The sequence below is a fragment of the Teichococcus aestuarii genome (assembly GCF_042651065.1).
In the GTDB taxonomy this organism is placed as follows: Bacteria; Pseudomonadota; Alphaproteobacteria; order Acetobacterales; family Acetobacteraceae; genus Pseudoroseomonas; species Pseudoroseomonas aestuarii.
Genome location: NZ_JBHSCH010000044.1, coordinates 20,017 through 39,453, shown reverse-complemented (window position 1 = coordinate 39,453; position 19,437 = coordinate 20,017). Strand labels below are relative to the sequence as shown.

The following is a 19,437-nucleotide window of genomic DNA, read 5'->3' as shown; positions in this document are numbered from 1 at the left end:
CCTGGCGCGGCGTGGCGGCCGGCAGGGGCGGCGCCGCCCAGTCCAGCATCGGGATCGGCGCGCGGCCGGGCGGGATGGCGGCCGGGGACGCGAAGGGAGAGGCAGGGGCGGGAGCGGCGAAGGCGGGGGCCGGCGCGGCGGGCGCCGCCTGGCGCAGCCGGTCGAACTGCCGGCCGCTGCCGGCCATGATGTCGCCGCCCAGCCCCACCTCGTTGGGCCACATCTGGGCCAGGGCCGGCGCCGATGGAAGCAGGAGAGCCAGGAACAGCGCGCGCCACATGTCAGCAGAAGCCCGTCCGGAAAGGAAGAAGCCGGCAGGATGGCCGATCCGGCCCGCCGGCTTCAAGGAATTCACGCCACCGCCAGCCAGCCCAGAATCAGCACCCCGAGCACGATGCGGTACCAGCCGAAGGGGGTGAAGCCGATGCGGCCGATCACGCCCATCAGCCAGCGCACCACCACCAGCGCCACGACGAAGGTGACGACGAAGCCGACGCCGATCTGCCCCACCGCCGAGACATCGAGCACGTCGCGGTTCTTCCACAGGCTGAACACGGTGGCGGCTAGCATGGTGGGGACGGCCAGCAGGAAGCTGAACTCCGCCGCCGCGCGCCGTTCCACCCCCACCAGCAGCGCGCTGATGATGGTGGCGCCGGAGCGGCTGGTGCCCGGCACCATGGCCAGCGCCTGGCCGAAGCCGATCAGCAGCGCCGCCACCGGCCCGATCTCGGGCACGGTGTGGATGGTCGGCGCCGCGCGCAGCTTCTCGATGACGATGATGGCGATGCCGCCGGCGATCAGCGCCAGTGCCACCACCAGCGGCGTGTAGAGCAGGCTGGTGATGTAGCCGTAGAGCGTGGCGCCCAGCACCATGGCCGGCAGGAAGGCCAGCAGGATGTTGATGGCGTAGTAGTATTCCGCGCTGCCGCGCCGCCACATGCCGAAGGCGATGCGGATCAGCGTCGCGCGGAACAGCCAGATCACCGCCAGGATGGCGCCGAACTGGATGCTGATCTCGAAGGTCTTGCCGGGAGGACCCTGGAAGCCGATCGCCTCGCCGAGGAGAATCAGGTGGCCGGTCGAGGAGATGGGGAGGAACTCGGTGACGCCTTCCACAATGCCCATCAGCACCGCGGAAAGCAGCGAAGCAAAGTCCATGGAGACATCCTGCGCAGGGTGCGGCTCCGACTACCCTTCGGCGCGGGGCCTGTCATGCCGTATTGTGCAGTGCGGGAGAGCCGGGACGATGAATTTCTACGGATCGGCCCGGTATATGAACGAAAGAGTAAAAAAAAGCGCCGGCGGGGAGGCCCCGCCGGCTCTGACGCCGCTCGTCTTCCGGCTCAGCGCACCGTCTGCGAGGCGGTGAAGGCGAAGTTGTCGAAGGAGTTCTCGGCGACGCGGAACCAAGTGTACTCGTCGTCGCGGAAGCGGCGGTAGGACTCCCAGATGGTCTTGAACCGCTCGTTCTTGGCGCCCGTCTCGTCGTAGAGCTCGTGCGTCGCCTTCCAGGCGGCGGAGAGGATCTCGCGCGAGAAGGGGCGGAGCTGGGTGCCGGCGGCGATCAGCCGGCGCAGCGCCTGCGGGTTGGCGGCGTCGTAGCGCGCCGTCATGTCCTGGTCGGCCTCGGCGCAGGCGGCTTCCAGCGCCGCCTTGTAGGCGGTCGGCAGCGCCTCGAAGGCGGCCTTGTTCACCATCAGGTGCAGCCGCGCGCCGGGCTCGAAGAAGCCCGGGAAGTAGTAGTTCGGCGCCACGCGGGAGAAGCCCAGCTTCTCGTCGTCATAGGGACCGACGAACTCCACCGCGTCCAGCGTGCCGCGCTCGAGCGAGGGGTAGATGTCGGCCGCCGCCACCTGCGTCGGCACCGCGCCGAGCCTGGCGAAGACCTGGCCCGCGAAGCCGGCGACGCGGAACTTCAGCCCCTGCAGGTCGGCCAGCGTCTTCACCTCCTTGCGGAACCAGCCGCCCATCTGGGCGCCCGTGTCGCCGGCGGTGAAAGCCACGATGTTGTAGGTGCCGAACAGCTCCGCCGCCAGCGCCGCGCCGCCGCCATGGCGGTACCAGGCGTTGAACATGCGGGTGTTCAGCCCGAAGGGCATGGCGGTGAAGAAGGCGAAGGCGGGGTCCTTGCCGACATAGTAGTAGGGGGCGGTGTGGGCGCACTCCACCGTGCCGGCCTGCACCGCGTCCAGCGCCTGCAGCCCGCCGACGATCTCGCCGGCGGGGAAGACGCGGATCTGGAACTTGTTGTCCGTCATCGCCGCCACGCGGCGGGCGATCATCTCCGGCGCGCCGTAGAGGATGTCGAGGTTGCGCGGGAAGGAGCTGGTCAGGCGCCAGCGCAGCTCCGGGGCCGACTGGGCCAGGGCAGGCATGGCAAGGGCGGCCGGCGCGGCGGTGGCGGCGGCGCCGAGCAGGGCGCGGCGGTTCATGGGGGCTTTCCTCCCGACGGGATCGAGGCGCAGTGACGGCTCCTGGAGGAGCCGGGGCGCTGCTTATCCCGCCAAATCCGGTCGGAGGAAAGGGCAAAAGGGAAATTTTCTTGCGCGATTAGGTCAGGAAACTTGCCGTTTCGCGCAAGGCCGGGAGAGCGAGGGCGGGGCGGGGTGCAGGCCCCCGCCCCGCGCCGCCTCAGTAGCGGTATTCCTCGTGCTTGAAGGGGCCGCTCACCGGCACGCCGATATACTCGGCCTGGGCGGGGGAGAGCTTGGTCAGCTTGGCGCCGACCTTGCCGAGATGCAGCGCCGCCACCTTCTCGTCCAGCTTCTTGGGCAGGGTGTAGACCTTGCACTCATAGGCCTTGGCGTTGGTCCACAGCTCGATCTGCGCCAGCACTTGGTTGGAGAAGCTGGCCGACATGACGAAGCTCGGGTGGCCCGTGGCGTTGCCCAGGTTCACCAGGCGGCCCTCGGACAGCACGATCAGGCGCTTGCCGTCGGGGAACACCACCTCGTCCACCTGCGGCTTCACGTTGTCCCACTGGAAGTTGCGCAGGGCGCCGATCTGGATCTCGGAGTCGAAGTGGCCGATGTTGCAGACGATGGCGCGGTGCTTCATCGCCCGCATGTGGTCGAGCGTGATGACGTCGATGTTGCCGGTGGCGGTGACGAAGATGTCGCCCTGCGGCGCGCCCTCCTCCATCGTCACGACCTCATAGCCTTCCATGGCGGCCTGCAGGGCGCAGATCGGGTCGGCCTCGGTCACCAGCACGCGGCAGCCGGCGTTGCGCAGGCTGGCGGCGGAGCCCTTGCCCACGTCGCCGAAGCCGGCGACGACGGCGACCTTGCCGGCCATCATCACGTCCGTGCCACGGCGGATGGCGTCCACCAGGCTCTCGCGGCAGCCATAGAGGTTGTCGAACTTCGACTTGGTGACGCTGTCGTTCACGTTGATGGCGGGAACCTTCAGCGTGCCCTTCTTCACCATGTCCCACAGGCGGTGCACGCCGGTGGTGGTCTCCTCGGACAGGCCGCGGATGCCGGGCAGCAGCTCGGGGTACTTGTCGTGGACCACGGTGGTGAGGTCACCGCCATCGTCCAGGATCATGTTGATCTCCCAGCCATCCGGGCCGCGGACGGTCTGGTCGATGCACCACCAGAACTCCTCCTCGGAGAGGCCCTTCCAGGCGAAGACCGGGATGCCGGCGGCGGCGATGGCGGCCGCCGCGTGGTCCTGGGTGGAGAAGATGTTGCAGGAGGACCAGCGGACCTCGGCGCCGAGCGCGGTCAGCGTCTCGATCAGCACGGCGGTCTGGATGGTCATGTGCAGCGAGCCGGCGATGCGCGCGCCCTTCAGCGGCTGGCTCGGGCCGTATTCGGCGCGCAGCGCCATCAGGCCGGGCATCTCGTCCTCGGCCATCGAGATCTCCTTCCGGCCCCAGGCGGCCAGCGAGATGTCCTTGACCTTGTAGTCGGTGAAGCCGGTGTTCGCGTCGGGCATGAGCTTTCTCCGCAGTTGGCGGGCGCGATAGCACAGCCACCCGGCGGCGGCCAGGGTAATGCGTAACATATAAGGATGGGTTTATGTGCCGCGGCGCAGGGCCGCGCCCGCCTATCCGTGGATCAGCAGGGACTCGACGAAGGTGGTCAGCAGGGCCGCGTTGTCACGCCCCGGCATGGCCCGCAGCACGCGCAGCGACTCGGCCTGCTCCACCGTCTCGCAGAAGCGGAGCATGGCGCCGTAGCCGCGCAGGCGCCCCTCCGTCATGTCGTGCACCATCAGCAGGGGCGGGTTGTCCGGGCAGGCCAGCAGGGCCGACAGGGCGCAGGCCACGCGGAACCGGCCATCGACGAAGACGAGGTCCGGCTTCTCCCCGCGCCGCGCCCACTCGGCCCAGGCGGTGCCGACATAGCGCGACCAGGTGCGGATGGTGGCGGGGTCGGAGGGCTTGCCCCAGGCGCCGACGGGCCCGATGCGCGCGTGCAGCACGCTCAGCCGCCTGCTGCGCCGCGCCGCCGCCATCTCCGGATGCCGGCGCACCGCCTGCACCCAGCGCTCGTCCGAATCGACCGCCACCAGCGTCTTGAAGCCGCTGCGCACCGCCTCCAGCGTCGAGCCGCCCAGGCCGAACTCGGAGTAGCGCTCATAGCCGCGCCCCAGCACGTCGCGGAACAGCGCCAGCTCCGCCTTGCTCATGTGCGGCAGGCCGATATTGACGCTCTCGCCGGCAGGAGGCGCCTCGTCCTCATCCCTCTCTGCCGGGGCGGCTTCGCTCATGGGTCGGCTCTCACTCACGTCCGGCCGCCGGCTCGCCGAAGTTCAGCACCAGCTCCTGGATCCGTTGCGGGTCGCCCTGCTCCATGACACGCCGCGCGAAACGGGCGCAATCGTCGATCTTCAGGGTGCGCACCATCTGCTTCACGCGCGGGATGGCGCTGGCGTTCATCGACAGCGAGCGCAGCCCGAGGCCGAGCAGCAGCGGCACCAGCCGCGGGTTGCCCGCCATCTCGCCGCAGACCGAGACCGGCATGCGCAGCCGCAGCGCCGCCTCGGTGGCGAACTGCACGAGGCGCAGCACGGCCGGGTGCAGCGGGTCGTAGAGATGCGCCACCTCCGCCTCGGCGCGGTCCACCGCCAGGGTGTACATGGCCAGGTCGTTGGTGCCGATGGCGAAGAAATCCGCCTCCAGCGCGATGGCATCCGCCGCCAGCGCGGCGCCCGGCGTCTCGATCATGGCGCCGAGCGGCGGCAGCTTCTCCGGCAGCGCCACGCCCTTGCGGCGCAGCCGGCGGATGACGCGCTCATAGATCTCGCGCGCCTGCGCCACCTCGGCCGGGATGGTCACCATCGGCAGCAGGATGCGCACCGGCCCCTGCGTCGCCACCCGCAGGATGGCGGCGAACTGCGACTCGAGCAGCTCGGGGCGCTTCAGCAGCATGCGGATGCCGCGCAGGCCGAGCGCCGGGTTGGGACCGCTGTGCCAGGGCTCCACGCCCTGGGCCAGCGCCTCCATGTCCTTCTCGCCGCCCCAGTCCAGCACGCGGATGGTCACGCCATCCCCCGCCATGGGGCCGACGATCTGGCTGTAGGCCTCGAACTGCGCGTCCTCGTCGGGGAGGTCCTCGCGGTTCATGAACAGGAACTCGGTGCGCAGCAGGCCGATGCCCTGCGCGCCGGCCTGGGCGATCAGCGGCAGCTCGGCCGGGATCTCCAGGTTGGCCTGCAGCTCCACCTCCTCGCCGTCGAGCGTGACGGAGGGCAGGCGACGCAGCTTGGAGAGGCGCGACTTCTCCTTGGCATAGGCGGCGAGCGATTCCTGCCCCACCTCCAGCGCGGCGGTGCCGGGGCGCAGCACGATGGTGCCGGCGGCGCCGTCCAGCACCGCCTCGTCGCCGCGCCGCGCCGCCTCGGTCAGCCCGGCGCAGCCCAGCACGGAGGGGATGCCGAGCGCGCGCAGCATGATGGCGGTGTGGCCATCCGAGCCGCCCTCCTCGGTCGCCACGCCGGCGATGCGCGAGGGGTCGAGCAGCGCCGCATCGGCCGGCGTCAGCTCCTCGGCCACCAGGATGGCGCCGGCGGGCACCTCCTTCAGGCTGCGGAAGGGGGTGGCGGTGAGGTTGCGCGTCAGGCGGCGGGCGATCTCGCGCACCTCGCCGGCGCGGCGCCTCAGCCCGGCCTTGTCGTCGTCCTTGGCGGCGAGGATGATGGCGGCGATGGCCTCCGCCTCGTCCTGCACCGCCGTCTCGGCCGCCAGCAGCTCCTCGCCGATGCGGCGGCGGGCGCCGCGCAGCAGCCGGCTCTCGCCCAGCATCATGGCGTAGGCGTCGAGCAGCGGCTCCAGCTCCTCCTGCGCCTCCTCGGGCAGCACGCCGAGCCGCGCCTTGAGCTTGGCCACCTGCTTGCGGCTGGCGGTGACGGCGGCGGCCAGGCGCTGCCGCTCCTCCTCCACCTGCGCGGCCACGATGGCGCGGCGCGGCGCCACGGTGGGCTCCTCGCTGGTGTCGTAGACCGCGCCGATGGCGACGCCGGGGCTGATCGGGATGCCCCGGACGGTCATCTCGCGCTGGCGGCGCGGGGCGCGGCGCGGCGCCTCGGCGGCCTTCGGCGCCTCGGGCTTCTCGGTTCTCTCTGTCTTCTCAGTCTTCATGGAAGCCGGCCTCGATCAGGCCGGCCACTGCGTCGAGAGCTTCCCTGGCATCCCACCCTTCGGCTTCCACCACGACCTCGCTGCCTTTGCCGGCACCCAGCATCATCAGCCCCATGATGGAGCATGCGGGCACCGCCTGACCATCGCGCGCGACGGTCACGCAGGCGGAAAATCGCTCGGCGAGGGAGACCAGCTTGGCCGCCGCCCGCGCGTGCAGGCCGCGGCTGTTGGTGATCCGCAGCACGCGCCGCAGCGCCATGGGGTTGCCGGAGGGCGCCGCGGCCGCCGCGGGCGCGGCGCGGAACATGTCGGACGGCGCATGGGCGGCGGCGGGGCGGGGGGAAAAGGTCACGTCGGCTTCCTTGACTGGGGTCCGGGGCGTCACGTCCCGGGGGTCATGCCCTGGCCCTGCTGCGCCATCTCGCCGGGGGGGGCGCAGCGGGCAGGGGTGGCACAGGCGATATAGTGACGCCCGGCGCGGATCGCATGCTCCACGGCGGGGCCCAGCGGCTCGGCCCCGCGCACGCGGGCGAGCTTGACCAGCAGCGGCAGGTTGACGCCGGCGATCACCTCGATCGCCCGCGTGCCGCTCTCGGACTGCGCCACGGCGGTGGCGAGGTTGGACGGCGTGCCACCGAACATGTCGGTCAGGATCACCACGCCGTCGCCCTGGTCAACCCCGTCGACGCAGCCGAGGATGCCGCGCTTGCAGTCCTCCATGTCGTCCTCCGGGCCGATGCAGACCGTCGCGACCTGCGTCTGCGGCCCGACGACATGCTCCATGGCCCGGCGGAACTCCTCAGCCAGGCGGCCATGGCTGACCAGTACCAGCCCGATCATCAGGGATACGCCATCATGCTGTGCAAGGAGGGGCCTCCCGACCCGGATATGTCGATGGCGCCTGGGCGCCGGTTGGGGCATCCTGCCCCGTGGATGGCGCGTTGGCGGCCGCGGCGTGGCGGCCGGCGGCATCCAGTTCGCGGTGGCTGAGGTCGACCCGCCAGCCCTGGGCGGTCAGATGCGCCGAGAGCAGTTCGGCCAGCAGCACGGAGCGATGCTTGCCCCCCGTGCAGCCGAGCGCGACGGTGAGGTATTTCTTGCCCTCTGCCGCGTAGCGAGGCAACAGCGGGTCCAGCAGCGCCGTCATGCGTTGCCAGAATGGGCCAAATTCGGCATCGGCCTTGATATAGGCAGCCACCGCCGCGTTGTGACCGGTGTGCGGCCGCAGCAGCGGGTCGTAATGCGGGTTGCGCAGGAAGCGCACGTCCAGCACCAGGTCCGCCTCGCGCGGCAGGCCGCGCGGATAGGCGAAGGACATCACCGAGACGGCCATGCCGTGCCCGTCCAGCACGCGGAAGCGCCGCTCCACCAGGCGGCGGAGGTCGGGCAGCGGCAGGTCGGTAGTGTCGATGACGAGATCGGCCGCGTCGCGCAGGCCGCCGAGCAGCGCCTCCTCCCGCGCGATGCCGTCCGCCACCCGGCTGCCGAGCGAGCCGCCCGGCGCCAGCGGGTGGCGCCGGCGCGTCTCGGAGAAGCGGCGCAGCAGCACCGGCGCCTCGGCGGTGACGTAGAGCAGCTGCGGGGCGATGCCGGCGCTCTCCCGCAGGCGTTGCAGCAGGCCGAGCAGCCCCTCCGAGTCGAAGCCGCGGGTGCGGGCGTCGACGCCGGCGGCGATGGGCATGGTGCCGCCCTCGCGCACCACCTCCTCCAGCACCGAGAGGGGCGGGTTGTCGATGCTCTCGAAGCCCAGATCCTCCAGCACCCGCAGAATCGAGCTTTTGCCGGCGCCGGAGAGGCCGGTCACCATCACCACCGGCCGGCTGGCGCTCATGCGGCAAAGGCCCCGGCGCGCTGGCGCAGCCGCGCCTGGGCGGCGGCGAGGGCCAGCTCCAGCTTGGCGGGGGTGGAGGCGTCGAAGGCGTGCAGCGAGAGCGCCGGCAGTTCGCCGCCGGGCGCCGCGAAGCCGCGCGGCTCCGGCAGGCGCGGGATGGCGGCGCGGGGGGCGAGGTCCACCACCAGCCGCAGCGGCGCCGCCCCGTGCGGCAGGCCCTGGAACAGGCCGACGCCGCGCACCTCCAGCAGCCCGGCCAACGGCGGCGGGGCGCTGGCGCGGGCACCTTCCGCCGTCTCCTCCAGCACCACCTGGTCATCGGCCACGAGCTGCCAGCCCCGCTGCATCAGGCGCAGGACGAGGTCGGATTTGCCGGACCCCGAGGGGCCGAGGAACAGCACGCCCGCCCCCTGGAATGCCACGCAGCTCCCGTGCAGCATCATCCGCCGGTGCCTCCCTGAAATCTGCTGAAATATGGCAGGATCGAGGCGGCTGTAAAAGACCGACCCGATTAGCACCTACGGTTGCGGTGGCGGCCCGGTTTCGGGTGCCCGCGCCGCCACTCCATTGCCGTCGCTCCAGCCCGGTGCCACGCTGCGGCGCCATGAGCGACTCCTCCCTGCCCGGACGGGCCCTGCCGCCCGATGCCGCCGCCATCCAGGCCGCCGCGGCCCGCATCGCCCCGCATATCCGCCGCACGCCGCTGCTGCGACTCGCCGCCGCCGATCTCGGCACGCCCTGCGACGTGACGCTGAAGCTGGAGCTGCTGCAGGCCGCCGGCTCCTTCAAGCCGCGCGGCGCCTTCAACCGCATGCTCTCCCACCCGCTGCCGGCGGCGGGGGTGATCGCCGCCTCGGGCGGCAACCACGGCGCGGCGGTGGCCTATGCCGCCCGCGCGCTCGGCGTGAAGGCGGAGATCTTCGTCCCCGAGATCACCGGCCCGGCCAAGCTGGCGCGCATCCGTGCCTATGGCGCCACGCTGGTGCAGGGCGGCGCCACCTACAACGAGGCGCGCGACGCCAGCGAGTCGCGCGCCGCCGGGACGGGCGCGCTGATCGTGCACGCCTACGACCAGCCCGAGGTGCTGGCCGGCCAGGGCACGCTGGCGATGGAGCTGGAGGAGGATGCGCCGGAGCTGACGCACATCCTGGTGGCCACCGGCGGCGGCGGGCTGATCGGCGGCATGGCCGCCTGGTATGGCGAGCGCGCCGAGGTGGTGAGCGTGGAGCCCGAGGGCTGCCCCACCCTGTTCACCGCGCTGCGCGAGGGCGCGCCGGTGCCCGCCCCGGTGGGCGGCGTGGCGGCCGACAGCCTGGGCGCGCGGCAGGTGGGCGGGCTGATGTTCGAGGTGGCGCGCCGCAACATCGGCACCGCGCTGCTGGTGCCGGATGCCGCCATCCTCGCCGCGCAGAAGGCGCTGTGGGATGTCTGCCGGCTGGTGGCCGAGCCGGGCGGCGCCACGGCGCTGGCGGCGCTGCTCTGCGGCGCCTTCGTGCCGCCGCCGGGCGCGCGGGTGGGCGTGGTGGTCTGCGGCGCCAACACCGACCCGGCCAGCCTGGCCTGATGGGCGGGGCACCACCCCCGGCGGCCACGATCCGCCCCGCCCGGGCGGCGGACCTGCCGGGGATGCTGGCGCTCTACCGCCACCTGAACCCGGAGGACCCGCCGCTGTCGCCGGAGGCCGCGGCCCCAGCCTGGGCGGCCCTGCTGGCCCGCGCCACCGTCTTCCTGGCGGAGGCGGAGGAATTTCCAGTGGCCTCCTGCACGCTGGTGGTGGTGCCGGAGCGTGCTGCGCGGGCTGCGGCCCTACGCGCTGGTGGAGAATGTCGTCACCCATGCCGGCTGGCGGCGGCGCGGCCTGGGCCACGCGGTGCTGCACGCCGCGCTGGCGGCGGCGCGGGCGGAGGGCTGCTACAAGGTGATGCTCGCCACCGGCTCGAAGGAGCCCGGCACGCTGCGCTTCTACGAGACGGCCGGCTTCGCCGCCGGCACCAAGACCTTCTTCGAGTGGCGCGACCTGCCGCCGCGCCACGGCGCCTGAGGCTGGGGCCGCCTCACCCCAGCGGCAGCCGCACCACGAAGCGCGCCCCCGTCACCCGGCCGGCCTCGTCGCGCTTGTTCTCGGCGCTGATGCGGCCGCCCAGCCCTTCCACGATCTGCCGGCTGATCGACAGGCCGAGGCCGGAATGCTGGCCGAACTCCTCGCCCTCCGGCCGCTCGCTGTAGAAGCGGGCGAAGATGCCCTCGAGCTTGGCCTCGGGGATGCCGGGGCCCTCATCCTCCACCATGAACTCCATCATCGCGCCGGTCGGGCGGGCGCGCATCGTCACGCGGCCATTGGGCGGCGAGAAGGAGAGGGCGTTGCCCAGCAGGTTGCGGATCACCTGCACCAGCCGCCCCTCGACGCCGCGCACCACCAGCGGGCCGGGCGCCATGTCCAGCTCCACCGACGGGCCGTCGGCGGCGCGGGTGGTGTTGTGCAGCTCGGCCAGCGCCGAGAGGATGGGGGCGATGTCCACCGGCTCCGAGGCGGTGCGGGAGAGCTCCGCATCGACGCGCGAGGAATCGGCGATGTCGGCGATGAGGCGATCCATCCGCACCGCGTCATCGGCGATGATGGCGAGCAGACGCTTCTGGTGCTCCGGGTTCTCGATGCGGCGCAGCGTCTCGATGGCGCTGCGCACGCTGGTCAGCGGGTTGCGCAGCTCGTGCGCCACGTCGGCGGCGAAACGCTCGTTCTGGTCGATGCGCGCCCACAGCGCGGTGGCGGAGGATTGCAGGTCCCGCGCCAGGATGCCGATCTCGTCGGAGCGCTCCATCAGCGGGGCGGGCACCGAGCCGGCGCGCCCCTTGCCCTGGCGCATCGCCGCCGCCGCGCCGGCCAGCGCCAGGATCGGCGAGGCGATGGTGCGGGCGAGGTAGAGCGAGGCCGCGACCGTCAGCACCAGCGCCAGCAGGAACAGGCCGAGCACCGAGGAGCGGATCTCCAGCAGGCGCTGGTCCACCTGCCGCGCCTCCCGCGTCAGCAGCACGATGCCGACGCTCTGGCTGCCGCGCCGCGCCGGCACGGCCACCGAGACCAGCAGCCGCCCCTCCCGAGTGCGGCGGATATAGGGGCGCACGCCGCCTTCCAGCGCCAGGCGCAGCTCCTCCCGCCGGTCGGGGCCGAGGGCGGGCTGCCAGTCGAAGGAGGGGGCATCGGGGCCGACATCGACGAACACGGCGTCGTCGGCGCTGCGCGGGCCGTAGACCGAGCGCGGCAGCAGGGCGAGGATGCGGTCGTACAGCCCGGCGATGGTGCCGGCGAAGGCGCTGCGCTGCTCCGGCGGCGGCAGCGGCTCGGTGACGATGGCGCCGCCCTGGCCCTCCCGCACCCGGCTGTCGGCCACCAGCAGGCCGGTGGTGTCGAACAGCTTGGCCTGGGTGTTGGGGCTGGGCTCCACCAGGCGGCGCAGCAGGGGGCGGGCGGTGTCGGGCACCAGCACGGCGCGGTCGTCCTGGATCCGCACCGCCGCCTCGGCGATGCCGCCGGCATAGATGCGCGCCTGGGTGCGCAGCGCCTCCACCTCGGCCGAGAGCAGGCCGTTCTGGTACTGGTCGAGGTAGAGCAGCGCCGCCGCCAGCAGCGCCGGCGCCATGATGTTCAGCAGCAGGATCCGGCGCAGCAGCGGCGAGACCCGCCGCCGCGCGGCGCGCGGCGCCTGGAGGCGGGGCGGGGCGGGCAGGGCGGCGGTGCCGCCGGGAGGGCCGCTGGCGTCGGGCAAGGATCAGGCTTCCTTGTAGCGGTAGCCGATGCCGTAGAGGGTCTCGATCATCGAGAAGTCGTCGTCCACGGCGCGGAACTTCTTGCGCACCCGCTTCACGTGGCTGTCGATGGTGCGGTCGTCCACGTAGATCGCCTCGCCATAGGCGGCGTCGATCAGCTGGTCGCGGTTCTTCACCATGCCCGGGCGCTGCGCCAGCGCCTTCACCAGCAGGAACTCCGTGACGGTGAGCTGCACCTGTTCGCCCTTCCAGAGGCAGGTGTGCTTGGTCTCGTCCAGCGTCAGGTCGCCGCGGGTGATGACGCCGGAGGGCGGCGCGCCGCTGCCCTCGGCGCGGCTGGCCTCGTTGCGGCGCAGCAGGGCGCGGATGCGCTCCAGCAGCAGGCGCTGGCTGAAGGGCTTGGTGATGTAGTCGTCGGCGCCGAGGCGCAGCCCCATCAGCTGGTCCAGCTCCTCGTCCTTCGAGGTGAGGAAGATCACCGGCATCGAGGAGCGCTGGCGCAGCCGCTGCAGCAGCTCCATCCCGTCCATGCGGGGCATCTTGATGTCCAGCACCGCGAGGTCCGCCGGGCGGGAGAGCAGGCCCTGCAGGGCGCTCTCGCCATCGGTGTAGGTGCGCACCTGGAAGCCCTCCTGCTCCAGCGTCATGGAGACCGAGGTGAGGATGTTGCGGTCGTCATCGACCAGGGCGATCGTGGCGGGCATGTGGTCTGGCTCCTGCGGCCTCCCGTGTCGAGGCATTGTCCCTGCGGATGCGGCCGGGATGCGCCGGGATTGTGGCACGGGCCGGGCCGCCGCATGCGCATTAGGAGGCGAGGGGGATGAACGACAAGCCCGAAGCCGCGCGCGCCGCCGCCATCCGGCAGGCGCGGGCGCTGCTGCGCGGGGCGCGGAGCGCGACTCTGGCGACGCAGCAGGAGGGCCAGCCCTTCGCCAGCCTCGTCACGCCCGCCATGGCGCCGGATCTTTCGGTGCTGCTCTGGCTCTCCGGCCTGTCCGAGCACACGCGGCAGTTGTCGCGCGAGCCGCGCTGCGCGCTGATGGTGCAGGGCCGGGTCGAGGGTGCCAACCCCCAGACCGCGCCTCGCGCAACTGTGACGGGGCTGGTGGAGCGCGTCTCGGGGGATGAGACGGCCGCCCTGAAGGCGCGCTGGCTGGCTTTGCACCCCTACGCGGCGCTCTACGCCGGCTTCGCCGACTTCGCGCTCTGGCGCATCCGGCCGCAGGCGGCGCTGCTGGTGGGGGGCTTCGCGGCGGCCACGCGGCTGCGCGGCAGCGAGTTGCGGCCCAGCCCCGCGGCGGTGGCGGCGATTGCCGCGGCAGAAGCCGGGATCTGCGCGCACATGAACGAGGACCATACCGAAGTCGTTGAAATCATTGCCGTCCATTTGTGCGGCGGGGAGGCTGGGCCGTGGCGCATGGTGGCCGCCGACGTGGATGGCTGCGACCTGGCGCTGGGGGAGCGCGTGTGCCGCCACGACTTCCCGGAACCCGTGGCGGACCTTGCCGGAATGCGCGCGGCGCTGGTGGAGGCCGCCCGGCGGGGGCGCGTGGCACGAGGCCAGCAGGCAGGAAACGGGTCGTGATCTTGTCATATAATATGACGACAACACTTACATTGACCAATTGCTAGGCAAGCTTCTAGGTTCTCTCCACCACCCGGTTCGCAGAGCATGTGGCACGCGGTTGTGCGGGATGCCGCGCGGCCCGGGGGCCTTCAATGGCTACTGCCCCACGGATCTTCCGCTGGAGGAAAAGCGCCTTGATCTTGGAGAATGCTGCCAGATGACAGCGTCGAACCCCGCCCTGGAGGCTCTCGCCGGCACCGGCGTGACCGCCACCCCCGAGGTCCATGCCAACCTGACCGCCGCCGGGCTGTACGCCCAGGCGCTGCGCCGCGGCGAGGGCCGGCTCTCGGCGGATGGTGCCTTCATCGCGGTGACGGGCCAGCACACCGGCCGCTCGGTGCAGGACAAGTTCGTGGCCGACGACCCCGAGGTGACCAGCGAGATCTGGTGGGGCAAGGTCAACCAGAAGCTGGACCCCGCCAAGTTCGAGGCTTTCACCGCCGATGCGCGCGCCTGGCTCGGCAGCCGGGAGGAGCTGTTCACGCAGGACCTCTACGCCGGCGCCGACCCGGAGCACCGCATCCGCGTGCGGCTGGTGACGACGAATGCCTGGCACGCGCTGTTCGCGCGCAACATGTTCATCCGCCCGCCGGTCGAGGAACTGGCCTCCTTCACGCCGGACTTCACCATCCTGCACGCGCCGGAGATGGAGGCGAAGCCGGAGCATGGCGGCCGCGCCGGCTCCACCACGCTGATCGCGCTCTCCTTCGCCAAGAAGGTGATCTGCATCGCCGGCACCAGCTACGCGGGCGAGATCAAGAAGAGCATCTTCACGGTCATGAACTGGCTGCTGCCGGCCAAGGGCGTGCTGCCGATGCACTGCTCCGCCAATGTCGGCAAGGCGGGCGACACGGCGCTGTTCTTCGGCCTCTCCGGCACCGGCAAGACCACCCTCTCCTCCGACCCCGAGCGCGCGCTGATCGGCGATGACGAGCATGGCTGGTCGGACAAGGGCGTCTTCAACTTCGAGGGCGGCTGCTACGCCAAGGTCATCAAGCTCAGCCAGGAGGCTGAGCCGCAGATCTGGAACGCCTCGCACCGCTTCGGCGCTGTGCTGGAGAACGTGGTGGCCGATGAGCGCGGCAACCTCGACCTCGACAATGGCTCGCTGACCGAGAACACCCGCTCCTGCTACCCGATCGAGTTCATCCCCGGCACCGCGCCGGGCGGGCAGGCCGGGCTGCCGAAGAACGTGGTGATGCTGACGGCCGACGCCTTCGGCGTGCTGCCGCCGATCGCCAGGCTGACGCCGGCGCAGGCCATGTACCACTTCATGTCCGGCTACACCGCCAAGGTGGCGGGCACCGAGAAGGGCCTGGGCAAGGAGCCGCAGGCCACCTTCTCCACCTGCTTCGGCGCGCCCTTCCTGCCGCGCCACCCCGAGGTGTACGGCAAGATGCTGGCCGAGCTGATCGCCAAGCACGGCGCGCAGGTGTGGCTGGTGAACACCGGCTGGACCGGCGGCAGCTACGGCACCGGCCACCGCATGAGCATCAAGCACACCCGCGCCCTGCTGCGCGCGGCGCTGGACGGCTCCCTGGCCCAGGCGAAGTTCGAGACCGACCCGTTCTTCGGCCTCGCCGTGCCGCAGGACGTGCCGGGCGTGCCGGCCGAGGTGCTGAACCCGCGCGAATCCTGGGCCGACAAGGCGGCCTACGACAAGACCGCGGCGCACCTCGTCTCGCTGTTCGAGAAGAACTTCGAGACCTTCGCCGGCACGGTGAGCGACGAGGTGAAGGCGGCGGCGCTGCGCGCGGCGGCCTGAACCTGCCGATGTGAGCCTGCCGATGTGAGCCTGGCAATGTGAGCCTGGCGAACCGACAGGGCGGAAGGGGCGGGGGAAGCGATTCCCCCGCCCTTCGTCTTTTCCGGCTGCGCCCCGGCCCGGCTTCTCCCGGGCCCGGAATGCCGGCTCAGGCCAGGGCCTTGTCCCATTTCTCCGCCACCAGGGCATGGCCATAGGCCTGCTCCGGCACGCTCTCCCGCAGGCTCCAGCCCGCCGCGGCGTAGAGGCCGCGCGCCTCCGTCAGGCAGGAATAGGTCCACAGCACCATCGCGCGGTGGCCGGCGGCACGGGCGAAGGCCTCGGCCTCCCCGAGCAGGCGGCGGCCCAGCCCCTGGCCGCGCGCGGCCGGCTCCAGCAGCAGCAGCCGCAGCTTGGCGACGCCCGGCGCCTCCGCCACCACCGCCACGGAGCCCAGGAACTGCGCGCCCCGCTCGGCCACCCAGATGCGCTCCCGCGCCGCGTCGAAGCGCGCCAGCATCTCCGCCACGATGCCGGCCACCGCCCCCTCGAAGCGGATGTCCCAGCCCCGCTCCTCGGCATAGAGCGCGGCGTGGCGGGCGATGATGGTCCCGAGATCCCCCGGCCGGTGCGGGCGTAGCGTGACGGGCAGTGCCTCCTCCGGCTCCAGCTGCGCCAGGATCTCGGCCATGGCGGCCAGCAGGCGCGGGCGGTCGGCGGCGGGGCGGGCGGCCAGCAGGGCGGTGGCCCGGGCGTCGGCGGCGGTGTCCAGCGCGGCGAAGCCCGCCAGGCCGCCGGGCGTCAGGAACAGCCGGTGCTGCCGCCCATCCGCCGGGTCGGGGCGGCGCTCCAGCCAGCCGCGTGCCTGCAGGCGGCGCAGCAGGCGGGAGAGGTAGCCATCGTCCAGCCCCAGCCGGGCCGCGAGCGCGGCGGCGGCGCTGCCGGGCTGCTGCGCCAGCTCATAGACCAGGCGCGCCTCGGCCAGGGGCAGGTCGCCGCCGGGCAGCGGGCCGAGCGCCTGCGCCTGCCGCGTGACGGCGCGGTGGAAGCGGCGGATGAGGGTCTCGGGCAACATGCCTGATAGAGGCAGGAATATGCCTGCCTTTGTCAAGCATTCCGGAGGGAGGAGATATCCTGGCCTTGGCGGGCCGGCGGCCGCCCGGCGCCGGGAATCCCGGCCCGCATGCCGCTCCGTGGCAGGGGCGGGCGGGCGGCGCCGTGATTTTTCCGTAGCATCCGGCCCGCCGACCGTTCATAACCCGGCGCGGGCCGCCCCACCGGGCCGGCCCGGACCCGCGAGCGTGCGGGAAAGAACAGCGGCTGCGCCAGGCGCGACCCCATCCGTTTCGAGGGGCGTGGCGGCGTTTCCGGCCACATGGTGCGTCCCGCGGTTCCGCCGTGCGGCCACCCCATGCCGCCCGAGACGCCGAGAGCCTTCCATGGGGAAGGCGGAGACCTGGTCTGGCACTGCAATTCCCGCATCGCTCTTTCGGCACTCCGCCACGGCCATGGGCCCGGGCGGGGAGAGGCAGGACCCGCAGCCATCCATGCGCGGGCCGCGATGCTAAGGACGATCCATGTTCGACAACTACTTCCGCAAGGACATCGCCTGGGGCGGTAAGACGCTCACCCTGGAGACGGGCAAGGTCGCCCGCCAGGCGGACGGGGCGGTGATGGCGCGCCTCGGCGACACCATCGTGCTCTGCACCGTGGTCGGCGCGCGCAGCGTGAAGCCGGGGCAGGATTTCTTCCCGCTCACCGTGAACTACCAGGAGAAGGCCTTCGCGGCGGGCAAGATCCCGGGCGGCTTCTTCAAGCGCGAGGGGCGCCCCTCCGAGGCGGAGACGCTGATCTCCCGCCTGATCGACCGCCCGATCCGCCCGCTCTTCCCCGAGGGCTTCCGCAACGAGGTGCAGGTCATCGCGACGGTGCTGTCGCATGACATGGAGAACAGCCCGGACATCGTGGCGCTGGTCGGCTGCTCGGCCGCGCTGACGCTCTCCGGCATCCCGTTCTTCGGCCCTGTCGGCGCGGCCCGCGTGGGCCTGATCGAGGGCGCCTACGTCCTCAACCCGACGCTGGAGCAGATGAAGTCCTCCAAGCTCGACCTCGTGCTCGCCGGCACCGCCGAGGGCGTGCTGATGGTCGAGTCCGAGGCGCATGAGCTGTCCGAGGACGACATGCTGGGCGCCGTGACCTTCGGCCACAAGGGCTTCCAGCCGGTGATCGAGGGCATCATCGAGCTGGCCGAGCGCGCCGCCAAGGAGCCCTGGGACCTGCCGGAGGAATCGGCCGAGACCGCCGCTCTGAAGCAGAAGCTGGCCTCCCTGGGCTCCGCCCCGATCGGCGAGGCCTACAAGGAGACCCAGAAGCTCCTCCGCCAGAAGAAGGTGGGCGAGGCCAAGAAGGCGATCCTGGCGCAGCTCTCCGAGACGGAGGCCGAGGCCGCCAAGGGCCTGCTGAAGGAGCTGGAGGCGACGGTGGTGCGCGACGCCATCCTCGACACCGGCATCCGCATCGACGGCCGCGACACCAAGACCGTGCGCCCGATCGTGGCCGAGGTCGGCGTGCTGCCGCGCGCCCATGGCTCGGCGCTGTTCACCCGCGGCGAGACGCAGGCCTTCTGCGTGGCGACCCTCGGCACCGGCCAGGACGAGCAGATCATCGACCAGCTCGCGGGCGAGTACCGCGAGAACTTCATGCTGCACTACAACTTCCCGCCCTACTCGGTGAACGAGACGGGCCGGATGGGCAGCCCCGGCCGCCGCGAGATCGGCCATGGCAAGCTGGCCTGGCGCGCCATCAAGCCGCTGCTGCCGGAGAAGTCCACCTTCCCCTACACGATGCGCGTGGTCTCCGAGATCACCGAGTCGAACGGCTCCTCCTCGATGGCCACCGTCTGCGGCACCTCGCTGTCGCTGATGGATGCGGGCGTGCCGCTGAAGCGCCCCTGCGCCGGCATCGCCATGGGCCTGATCAAGGAGGAGCGCGGCTTCGCCGTCCTCTCCGACATCCTGGGCGACGAGGACCACCTCGGCGACATGGACTTCAAGGTGGCCGGCACGGAGGAGGGCATCACCTCCCTCCAGATGGACATCAAGATCACCTCGATCACGCCCGAGATCATGCGCATCGCGCTGGAGCAGGCCAAGGGCGGCCGGCTGCACATCCTGGGCGAGATGGCCAAGGGCCTGACCGGCGCCCGCACGGACGTCGCCTCCAACGCCCCGAAGATCACCGTGATCAACGTGCCGAAGGACAAGATCCGCGAAGTCATCGGCACCGGCGGCAAGGTGATCCGCGACATCGTCGAGACCACCGGCACCAAGATCGACATCGAGGATGACGGCACGATCAAGATCGCGTCGACCAGCCCCGAGGCGACCCAGGCGGCGATCGACCGCATCCGCGGCATCACCGCCGAGCCCGAGATCGGCGTGATCTACAACGGCACCGTGGTGAAGACCGCCGAGTTCGGCGCCTTCGTCAACTTCCTCGGCGCCAAGGACGGGCTGGTCCACATCTCCGAGCTGGCCAATGAGCGCGTCAGCAAGACCACCGACATCGTCAAGCAGGGCGACAAGGTGAAGGTGAAGGTGCTGGGCTTCGACGACCGCGGCAAGGTGAAGTTGTCCATGCGGGTTGTCGATCAGGCCACGGGTGCCGACATCAGCGATCAGGTCGGTGCCCGCCGTCCGCGTGACGAGGGCGAGGCCGAGGGCAATGGCGAGGGCCGGCAGGAGCGCCGCGAGCGCCGCCCCCGCCGCGACTGAGGGCCGGTCCGGTTCCCCCTCTTGCGCGCAACGGCCGCCGGCCGTTGCGCGTTTTCAAACGCCGGGGCTGCGAAAGCGCCCCCGGCGCGCTATATGACGATATCGTGATAA

Annotated in this window: 18 protein-coding genes; 5 read left to right on the top strand and 13 right to left on the bottom strand. The window is 71.7% G+C overall.

All coding sequences use genetic code 11. The annotated features are described in order from the left end of the window. From ACFOY6_RS16020 to ACFOY6_RS15975, 10 genes are all read right to left on the bottom strand, one after another. Positions 1-280, bottom strand: a 280-nt coding sequence (locus ACFOY6_RS16020; RefSeq protein WP_379651656.1) for a hypothetical protein, incomplete at its 3' end; no start/stop codon positions are given. A 71-nt stretch (positions 281-351) separates the two neighbouring features. Continuing rightward, positions 352-1,158: an undecaprenyl-diphosphate phosphatase gene (locus tag ACFOY6_RS16015; protein ID WP_379651655.1), complete on the bottom strand. Its 807-nt coding sequence runs from the start codon at positions 1,156-1,158 to the stop codon at positions 352-354. Between the two features lie 185 nt (positions 1,159-1,343). After that, positions 1,344-2,432: a TRAP transporter substrate-binding protein gene (locus tag ACFOY6_RS16010; RefSeq protein WP_109515843.1), complete on the bottom strand. Its 1,089-nt coding sequence runs from the start codon at positions 2,430-2,432 to the stop codon at positions 1,344-1,346. A gap of 199 nt (positions 2,433-2,631) precedes the next feature. Continuing rightward, positions 2,632-3,939, bottom strand: a complete 1,308-nt coding sequence (gene ahcY, locus ACFOY6_RS16005; protein ID WP_109515844.1) for an adenosylhomocysteinase — start codon at positions 3,937-3,939, stop codon at positions 2,632-2,634. Between the two features lie 111 nt (positions 3,940-4,050). Further along, positions 4,051-4,716, bottom strand: a complete 666-nt coding sequence (locus ACFOY6_RS16000) for a hypothetical protein (RefSeq protein WP_379631733.1) — start codon at positions 4,714-4,716, stop codon at positions 4,051-4,053. Between the two features lie 10 nt (positions 4,717-4,726). Beyond that, entirely contained in the window at positions 4,727-6,586 is a 1,860-nt protein-coding gene (ptsP, locus tag ACFOY6_RS15995) for a phosphoenolpyruvate--protein phosphotransferase (protein WP_379651654.1), read from the bottom strand. After that, complete coding sequence (locus ACFOY6_RS15990; protein ID WP_379631727.1) at positions 6,576-6,845, bottom strand: HPr family phosphocarrier protein; 270 nt, start codon at positions 6,843-6,845, stop codon at positions 6,576-6,578. Before ACFOY6_RS15990 ends, ptsP begins: the two co-directional genes overlap by 11 nt. Before the next feature lie 122 nt (positions 6,846-6,967). Then, on the bottom strand, positions 6,968-7,426 hold the full coding sequence (locus ACFOY6_RS15985) for a PTS sugar transporter subunit IIA (protein WP_109515847.1): 459 nt from the start codon (positions 7,424-7,426) through the stop codon (positions 6,968-6,970). Positions 7,427-7,439: 13 nt separating this feature from the next. Then, positions 7,440-8,417, bottom strand: coding sequence for an RNase adapter RapZ (rapZ, locus tag ACFOY6_RS15980; protein WP_181378003.1), 978 nt, complete (start codon positions 8,415-8,417; stop codon positions 7,440-7,442). Continuing rightward, positions 8,414-8,860, bottom strand: a complete 447-nt coding sequence (locus ACFOY6_RS15975) for an HPr kinase/phosphorylase (protein ID WP_109515848.1) — start codon at positions 8,858-8,860, stop codon at positions 8,414-8,416. Before ACFOY6_RS15975 ends, rapZ begins: the two co-directional genes overlap by 4 nt. Positions 8,861-9,021: 161 nt before the next feature. Here ACFOY6_RS15975 and ACFOY6_RS15970 point away from each other — a divergent pair, with 161 nt between their 5' ends. Both ACFOY6_RS15970 and ACFOY6_RS15965 read left to right on the top strand, forming a co-directional pair. Next, positions 9,022-9,981, top strand: coding sequence for a threonine/serine dehydratase (locus ACFOY6_RS15970; protein ID WP_379651653.1), 960 nt, complete (start codon positions 9,022-9,024; stop codon positions 9,979-9,981). A 222-nt stretch (positions 9,982-10,203) separates the two neighbouring features. Continuing rightward, positions 10,204-10,458, top strand: a complete 255-nt coding sequence (locus tag ACFOY6_RS15965; protein ID WP_379631721.1) for a GNAT family N-acetyltransferase — start codon at positions 10,204-10,206, stop codon at positions 10,456-10,458. Positions 10,459-10,471: 13 nt separating this feature from the next. Here the strand turns inward: ACFOY6_RS15965 and ACFOY6_RS15960 are convergent, their stop codons facing one another. Both ACFOY6_RS15960 and ACFOY6_RS15955 read right to left on the bottom strand, forming a co-directional pair. Next, positions 10,472-12,181 (bottom strand): sensor histidine kinase, encoded by a 1,710-nt coding sequence (locus ACFOY6_RS15960; protein WP_109515851.1) that lies wholly within the window; start codon positions 12,179-12,181, stop codon positions 10,472-10,474. Positions 12,182-12,184: 3 nt separating this feature from the next. Beyond that, on the bottom strand, positions 12,185-12,886 hold the full coding sequence (locus ACFOY6_RS15955; protein WP_109515852.1) for a response regulator transcription factor: 702 nt from the start codon (positions 12,884-12,886) through the stop codon (positions 12,185-12,187). A gap of 116 nt (positions 12,887-13,002) precedes the next feature. Here ACFOY6_RS15955 and ACFOY6_RS15950 point away from each other — a divergent pair, with 116 nt between their 5' ends. Next, positions 13,003-13,767, top strand: coding sequence for a HugZ family pyridoxamine 5'-phosphate oxidase (locus ACFOY6_RS15950; protein ID WP_379651652.1), 765 nt, complete (start codon positions 13,003-13,005; stop codon positions 13,765-13,767). A 199-nt stretch (positions 13,768-13,966) separates the two neighbouring features. Continuing rightward, entirely contained in the window at positions 13,967-15,574 is a 1,608-nt protein-coding gene (locus ACFOY6_RS15945) for a phosphoenolpyruvate carboxykinase (protein ID WP_109515854.1), read from the top strand. Positions 15,575-15,722: 148 nt separating this feature from the next. Here ACFOY6_RS15945 and ACFOY6_RS15940 read toward each other — a convergent pair whose 3' ends face one another. Then, positions 15,723-16,625, bottom strand: coding sequence for a bifunctional helix-turn-helix transcriptional regulator/GNAT family N-acetyltransferase (locus tag ACFOY6_RS15940; RefSeq protein ID WP_379651651.1), 903 nt, complete (start codon positions 16,623-16,625; stop codon positions 15,723-15,725). 505 nt (positions 16,626-17,130) lie between these two features. On the opposite strand from ACFOY6_RS15940, the gene pnp reads away from it, so the two are divergent. Then, on the top strand, positions 17,131-19,326 hold the full coding sequence (pnp, locus tag ACFOY6_RS15935) for a polyribonucleotide nucleotidyltransferase (protein WP_109515856.1): 2,196 nt from the start codon (positions 17,131-17,133) through the stop codon (positions 19,324-19,326). Positions 19,327-19,437: the final 111 nt, after the last annotated feature.